The organism is Ruficoccus amylovorans (assembly GCF_014230085.1).
Classification (GTDB): domain Bacteria; phylum Verrucomicrobiota; class Verrucomicrobiia; order Opitutales; family Cerasicoccaceae; genus Ruficoccus; species Ruficoccus amylovorans.
Genome location: NZ_JACHVB010000053.1, coordinates 1 through 7,102, shown reverse-complemented (window position 1 = coordinate 7,102; position 7,102 = coordinate 1). Strand labels below are relative to the sequence as shown.

Sequence of the window (7,102 nt, the reverse complement as noted above, 5' to 3'; positions counted from 1 at the left end):
TGGCGTGACCTCCTAGAATCGTACCATTGCGTTTGAGACCCTGGCGGGTAGAACCCGACCAGAAGTATGAAACGAAAGAGATACACCGAAGAGCAAATCGTGGCGCTCCTGCGCGAGGCAGACGAAGGCCGCAGCGTGGACGATGTTTGCCGCGAGCACAATGTGAGCAAAGCGAGCTTCCATCGTTGGAAGAGCAAGTACGGACAGATGGAGCTGCGCGATGTGAAGCGTCTGAAGGAGCTTGAGCGCGAGAACGCCGAGCTGAAGAAACTGGTGGCCGACCAGCTTTTGAACATCAAAGTACTGGAGCAGGTAAACGCAAAAAAATGGTAAGCCCGGGGCACAAGCGCGAAGCGGTGCGCGAGGTGGCCGAGTCGGGAACGTGCTCGTTACGGGCCGCCTGTCGGTATCTTCGTCTGCACTGGTCGAGCTTCTGCTACCGGGCTAAAACCGCCACCGACAAGATGGTTCGCCTCGTGCGTGCGATCATCGCGGTGAGCCGGACCAACCCGCGCTACGGTTATCGTCGCGTACGAGCGCTGCTGGCCAACGAAGGCTGGCAGGTCAGCCGCAAGCTGGTACAAAAGGTACGCCGGGCTGAAGGGCTGGGCGTGAAGCCGCCGCGCCCCCGGCAACGGCGTCAGGGCAAGTCCACCGGCAAGATCCCGACCGCGGCGACGCATCCGCGGCACGTGTGGAGTTGGGACTTCGTGGCGGATCGCACCGACAATGGAGCGCCTCTGCGGGTGCTCAGTCTGATCGACGAGTTTACCCGCCAGTGCATCAGCCTGACGGTGGCTCGCGGGCTGAAGTCAGCCGACATCGTCGCGGCCTTGGACAAAGCCATCGCCAAGCACGGTGCTCCCGAGCACATCCGTTCCGACAACGGGCCGGAGTTTATCGCTACGGCGACCAAGGACTACCTGGAATCCAAACGCATCAAAACCCTCTACATCGAGCCGGGCTCGCCCTGGCAAAACCCTCACGTGGAGAGCTTCCACAACCGCCTGCAGGACGAGTGCCTCAAGCAGGAGTGGTTCCTCTCCCTGACCGAAGCGCGCGTCGTCATCGAAAACTGGCGACGCAAATACAACAGCCAGCATCCGCACAGCCGTTTGGGCTTTATATCCCCCGACGCCTTTGCCAAACTCTGGCATCAAACCAAGGCAGTGCTTGGCTCCGTTCGCCCTACGGGCTCACTGCACCAAGCACTCCCGCAAACCATAACCCAACCAACATAATCCTACCCAGCCAGCGTCTCATCGCTCTGGTACGAAAAGTGGGGGCCGACCACCCCCAACCCTGCAATTGGTAGACACAGCCCTGAGGGAATTTAAGAGAGTTGCCTTTGTTGTAAACAAAGTCGCCATCGCTAACCAAGGTGTAGAGTTGATATTGCTTCCCTGAAATATCCCTGCCGAATTTTTCAGCCTGAGGAACGAAGCCAATGCCAGCGGATATGCTGACGGGGGTTAATTTTCGTTGTCCCACCCGCTTCGTTACCGGCACAGATGCTTCCCCAAGAGAAATGAGTTTCCAGCCCTCTGTGCCCCGAAACTCTGGAAACCGCAGTTTGGGCGTCAAAGTCGATTTCGTATCCTTTTTCATGGCAGCTTTATTGCTCATAGGCGGATAGTCCGGAGATGTCACGCCCTTGGGCACGTTTACGCAAGATGGGGGTCAGGTCATCCATGAGGGCCAGTTCCTTTTGCGTGCGTGCTTTCCAACCGAGCCCCAAGGGCGCGAGGAGGTCGCTCAACTGTTCGCCGTCGAAGATCATGCGTTGCAGAATCCCGTCCACGAAGCCTTGCAGGGCGGCAGGTTCTAGACCGTGGCGGGTGGCCAGATCAGTGATGTCCCGTGCCTGTTTTTCCGCCTTGAAACGCTGATATCCCTCGCGAATGGCGTCCTCGCTAAGACCCTCGCCCTCCCGCAACGTATTGATGTAGTCGGCTATATCCTCGCGCTCGTCCATGAACTTGGAGTCGGACTGGATGAGGCCGACAAGTTGCTGACGGCTTAGCCGCAGCTTGCCGGGCTCCTTTTGCGAGAAGCGGGCAATCAACCCCATGATGTAGTCATAATCGATGAGGGCAGAAGCGAAGAGGACAAACTCGAAATCCAGCTCCTGTACGGCAGGTGGAATGTCCTCGGTGGTGCTTTTGCCCCGCTGCTCCTTGAGTCGCTGGGCGGTTTCAAGATAGACACCCCGGAAGGCCTGCAAGTCATCCCTGGGCAGAATTCCCTCGATGACCGCTTTGTTTTCGTCGGTGAGGTCTGTGTATTGGTCGAGTTGGGTTTTGAGACGCTGGACCTCCTTGAAGCGGTTGATGAACTCGCTCCGGGCTTCATCACCCCGGAGGTTGGGAACATCCTGCGGGGCGCAGGTGAGCCCCTGGGACTGCATGAAGTCGCCCAAGTTCTTCACGGCGCTTTGCAGCTTGTCAATGACGTGGGGAGCCTTGTCCACCAGCCAGATTTCCCGAGCCTGATCGGTCTTTTCGCCGGAGAAGAGAGCGATAGCCTCATCGACTGCCTGCTCCTGCTGGCGGAAGTCGAGGATGTTGCCGTAGGGCTTGGTGCCGTTGAGCACACGATTCGTCCGGGAGAACGCCTGAATCAACTGGTGGTGCTTGAGGTTCTTATCGACGTAGAGCGTATTCAAGTATTTGGAATCAAAGCCGGTGAGGAGCATGTCCACGACAATGATGATGTCGATTTTCTGCTCGTGCGGCAGGTCCTGATTGGGGAACTGCTGGTCCTTGATGCGCTTTTGCACATCCTGATAGTATAGGTCGAATTCGCTAATGCGGTGCCCCGTGCCATAGCCGCTGTTGTAATCGGCAATGATCTCCTTCAGGGCATCTTTTTTCGCCTCGGGATCAACCTCATTGTCGGCCTTCTCCTGCGGAAGGTCCTCCTGAATCTGCTGCACGTCTTTGTTCCCTTCAGCGGGGGGAGAGAAGACGCAGGCGACGTTCAGGGGTAAAAAGTCTGGATCGGCTGCCTGTTTCCCGGACTGTATCTCCTTGAAAAGGCGGTAATACTCGATGGCATCGTTAATGGAAGATGTTGCGAGGATTGCATTAAACCGGCGTCCGGCGGTGGCGCTGTCATGTTTGGTCAGGATGGCCTCAACGACGGCTTTTTTGGCCAGTGATTCACCGGGACGGGGTGCGTTCTCACCCTCGGGCTTGTAGTAATCAATGTGGAAACGAAGGACGTTGCCGTCCTCAATGGCATGGGTGATGGTGTAGGCGTGGAGCTGCTTCTGAAAAAGGTCCTCGGTCGTGCGGTAGGTTGCTTGCTGCCCCGTAATCTGCTGATAGCTGGCGTTTTGATCAAAGATGGGAGTGCCCGTGAAGCCGAAAAGCTGGGAGTTAGGGAAAAACTCCTTGATCGCCCGGTGGTTATCCCCGAATTGGGAGCGGTGACACTCATCAAAGATGAAGACCATACGTTTGTCCCGTAGGGGCTCAAGCTGCTCCTTGTAGGTCGGCTGGCCGTCCTTTTTCTGCTGCTGGTTGCGCCTGCTGGTCTCGTCTAGTGCTAGGCCGAGCTTCTGGATCGTGGTTACGATGACCTTGTCGGCGTAGTCGGTCGAGAGCAGACGGCGAACGAGAGACTTCGTGTTGGTGTTTTCCTCGACGCATCCCTCTTGAAATTTGTTGAATTCCTCCCGGGTCTGCCGGTCAAGGTCCTTGCGGTCTACGACGAAGAGGCACTTTTCTATATCGGGATTGTCCTTCAGCAGGGTAGAAGCTTTGAAGGATGTCAGGGTTTTTCCACTGCCGGTGGTATGCCAAATATAGCCGTTTCCGCAGTTCTGGTGGATGCAGTCCACGATGGCCTTGACCGCATAGATCTGGTACGGGCGCATCATGAGTAGCTTTTGCTCGCTGGCAATCAGCACCATGTAGCGGCTGATCATCTGCCCAAGCGTGCATTTTACCAAAAATGTCTCCGCGAAGCTGTCCAGATGGGTGATCTTCTTATTGTCCTCGCTGGCGAATTGGTAGATCGGCAGGAAACGCTCCTCGGCATTGAAGGCGAAATGGCGGCTATTGTTGTTGGCGAAGTAGTAGGTGCTGTCCCGGTTACTGACAATAAAGAGCTGCATGAAGCACAGCAGGGTTCGAGTGTAACCGTTGCCGGGATCGTTCTTATATTCGACGATCTGCTCCATGGCTCGGCGTGGATTGATGCCAAGTGACTTCAATTCCACCTGGGCGACCGGTACTCCATTGATAAGCAAGATGACGTCGTAGCGGTGGTGGCTATTGTCCGTGTTGATCCGTAACTGGTTAACCACCTCGAACGTATTTTTACACCAGTCCCGGATATTGACTAAGGTGTAATTGAGCGGGGTGCCGTCATCGCGGACGAAGCTATTTCGTTCACGAAGTGTCCGGGCGGCAGCGTACACGTCCGCCGTGATGATTTCCTCCATCAGGCGCTTGAATTCACTATCGGTAAGCTGGACGCGGTTCAGAGCCTCAAATTTATCGCGAAAATTGCGTTCCAGGGCGTCACGGTCACGAATATCCTCTCGGTAATCGTATTTTAGGCTCCGGAGCTTCTGGATGAGGTTTTCTTCGAGTTGGCGTTCGAGAGTCATGTCTGCAGAGTTATCAAGGGTCTGAAACTAATTCAGCATGGGCAAAGGGAAATGCCATCAACGAGGAGAACCCCACCATTGACAGCAATTTACGGAAGTGTAGAAACCATTTCTTGAATAATCAACTCTCAACGTTTCTGGGCTTCATGGCGGGCTGGATTGGCCGTCGCCAGCAGTTGGTGATCGACTATCTGCTGGAGGAAAACCGTGTCCTCAAGGAGCAGTTTGACGCGACAGGCAAGAAGCTTCGGTTGAGCAATGCCCAGCGCCGGAATCTGGCGATCAGGGGCAGAAAGCTCCGTTGGACGCAGTTGATGCAGTACGCCAACCTCGTGAAGCCCGAGACTCTTTATGCGTGGCATCGCCGGTTCGTGCAGCTCAAATACACGGCCAAGACGAAAGTGAAAACCTCAGGACAGAGCCGCATGGCGGCGATCCGGGAGCTTTGCCTGAAATTCGCGGTCGAAAACACAGGGTGGGGATATGGCCGGATTCAGGGAGCGCTCTCGAACATCGGCTATACGATCAGCCGAACCACGGTTGGGAACATCCTCCGGGCGGCGGGCATTGAGCCCTCCCCGGACCGGGGCAAGGAAAGCAACTGGAAACGCTTCATCCGAACGCACCTGTCCGTCATCTCGGTCGCTGACTTCCTGACAACAGAGGTCTGGACCCTGGGTGGGCTGGTGCGCTATCACACGTTCTTCGTGATGAACCTTGCCCGCCGCGAAGTTCACATCGCCCATATCGGCTGTCAGGTCAACGGCCAGGTGATGGCGCAGGTGGCCCGCAATCTGACGGACGCCGAAGACGGCTTTCTGAAAGGCATGGACTATTTCATCTGCGATCACGACGCGCTTTACACCCACCAGTTCCGGAACACCCTCAAAAGTGCCGGAGTCGATCTCATCCAGACAAGCGTGGGCTATCCCGAGCAGAACGGTTACGCCGAGAGCTTCGTTTCCTCGATCAAACGGGAGTGCCTGGACCGGCTGATTTTCTTCGGGGAGAAATCCCTGCGAAAAGCGGTCTCCGAGTTCGTGAAACATTACCACGGAGAACGCAATCACCAGGGTCTGGACAACCAGATCCCGTTCCCGCAAGCCCCACGGACAAAGGGTTGCGAGGGCCTGATCGTAAAAAGTGAACGGTTAGGCGGGCTCCTGAACTACTACCACCGGGTGCCGGACCCCGACGAGCCCCCGGAAAACAGGGAGGAGGTGCCCGAAGCGGCCTGAAAACCCATTAGTTAACAGCTTTTCGACCTTCGGAGATTGCGGAGAAAATCTTCAACTTTCCGAAGAGTGCCACGCTTGGGCAGCCACTTACAGGGTTGAGACCCTGTGTGACAAAGGGGGCCAAAGCGCGACTAAGCGCGTCACCAACAGCAATTTGCAAAACTTCAAGTTTGCCCGATTTTGTGACGTTTTGTGACCGTGAAAGCCCTTCTTGGCCGTCGAATGGAGTGCAATTTGGAGTGCACCCCTCTGAGGCATAAACTTCCTCCAGCGTCTTGTTAGCCGCCAGCTTGGCGATGTTCATATAGTGCCGGGCTGTGGTCGAAGGATCTTTGTGTCGTAGGATGGCCTGAATAACGAGCAAAGGAACGCCACGCACAGCTAGCCAGTGGCCGTGTGAGTAGCGCAGGGAGTGGAAATCGTGGTCCCCGAACTCATTTTTGTACACCAATCCGGCGCGTTCCTGATCGACGCGAAACTGTTCGGAGCCGGGCAGCCGGAACGGCAAAACCTTGTCCTCCGGCTTCCATTTCTTCGGCCGCATGGAGTGCAATTGAGCCACAACCTTAGGCATAAGGGGGATTTGCTCGCTGGTTCGGCCTTTTGAGTACTTGGCGCGGATGATGGCTTGTGCCTTCCCGTCATCGATGAACACGTCACCCCAACGCGGGTTTTGCAGCTCGTTTTTGCGCAAGCCGGTCCAGTGCAGCAGCCATATTCCGATGCGATAGTCTGCCCGATGGGGTGGCTTCCCGTAGCGCATGAACGTTTCAAGCTCGTCATCCGTCCACTCGCGGCGGTTCTTGGTCTCATTGCCCCGCGTCTCGCACTTCTCGACGTACTCCAGCGGATCGCGCTCAATGATCCCCTGCTTTTTCAGCCAGTTGAGAAAGGCCCGCATGCTCAGCAGGTACTCGTTGATCGTCTTGGCTGAAAGCTCCCGGCCTGTCCGCTCGCAAACCGGCACTTGCCCGCGCCACTGTTCGAAGCCAGTTGGCGTAATGTCGCCCAGGTCTTCCCAGTTGCAGACTTCGGCCAGCGTCTTGATGCGCGTCACCGTGTCGTGGATGTGCTTTTGCCGTAACCGCTTGGCTGTGTGTGACCGTTCGTAGTCGGCTACCAGATCGAGGATTTTCCGCGTAGGTGCGCCAAAGAGGTGCGAAGGGACCGGCAGGCCTTGCTCTTGCAGGGCAATCCCCTGTTTGAGTTCCTTCTCGTGCTTGAGGGCGCGATCAAGATGGGTGGT

At 56.4% G+C, this 7,102-nt stretch carries 6 protein-coding genes; 3 read left to right on the top strand and 3 right to left on the bottom strand.

Features of this window, described 5'->3' with window-relative positions:
* Window positions 1-66: 66 nt before the first annotated feature.
* Window positions 67-333 carry a transposase gene (locus H5P28_RS16410; RefSeq protein WP_185673679.1) on the top strand — a complete coding sequence of 89 codons (267 nt, stop codon included), beginning with the start codon at window positions 67-69 and terminating at the stop codon, window positions 331-333.
* Entirely contained in the window at window positions 327-1,241 is a 915-nt protein-coding gene (locus H5P28_RS16405) for an IS3 family transposase (protein ID WP_185673678.1), read from the top strand. Before H5P28_RS16410 ends, H5P28_RS16405 begins: the two co-directional genes overlap by 7 nt.
* Here H5P28_RS16405 and H5P28_RS16400 read toward each other — a convergent pair.
* On the bottom strand, window positions 1,189-1,626 hold the full coding sequence (locus H5P28_RS16400; protein ID WP_221773461.1) for a hypothetical protein: 438 nt from the start codon (window positions 1,624-1,626) through the stop codon (window positions 1,189-1,191). The genes H5P28_RS16405 and H5P28_RS16400 overlap by 53 nt on opposite strands.
* Window positions 1,616-4,618, bottom strand: coding sequence for a type I restriction endonuclease subunit R (locus tag H5P28_RS16395; protein WP_185676783.1), 3,003 nt, complete (start codon window positions 4,616-4,618; stop codon window positions 1,616-1,618). The genes H5P28_RS16400 and H5P28_RS16395 overlap by 11 nt, the downstream gene beginning before the upstream one ends.
* A 113-nt stretch (window positions 4,619-4,731) precedes the next feature.
* On the opposite strand from H5P28_RS16395, the gene H5P28_RS16390 reads away from it, so the two are divergent.
* Entirely contained in the window at window positions 4,732-5,856 is a 1,125-nt protein-coding gene (locus H5P28_RS16390) for an integrase core domain-containing protein (RefSeq protein WP_185676782.1), read from the top strand.
* 7 nt (window positions 5,857-5,863) lie between these two features.
* Here the strand turns inward: H5P28_RS16390 and H5P28_RS16385 are convergent.
* Window positions 5,864-7,102, bottom strand: a 1,239-nt coding sequence (locus tag H5P28_RS16385) for a tyrosine-type recombinase/integrase (protein ID WP_185676781.1), incomplete at its 5' end; no start/stop codon positions are given.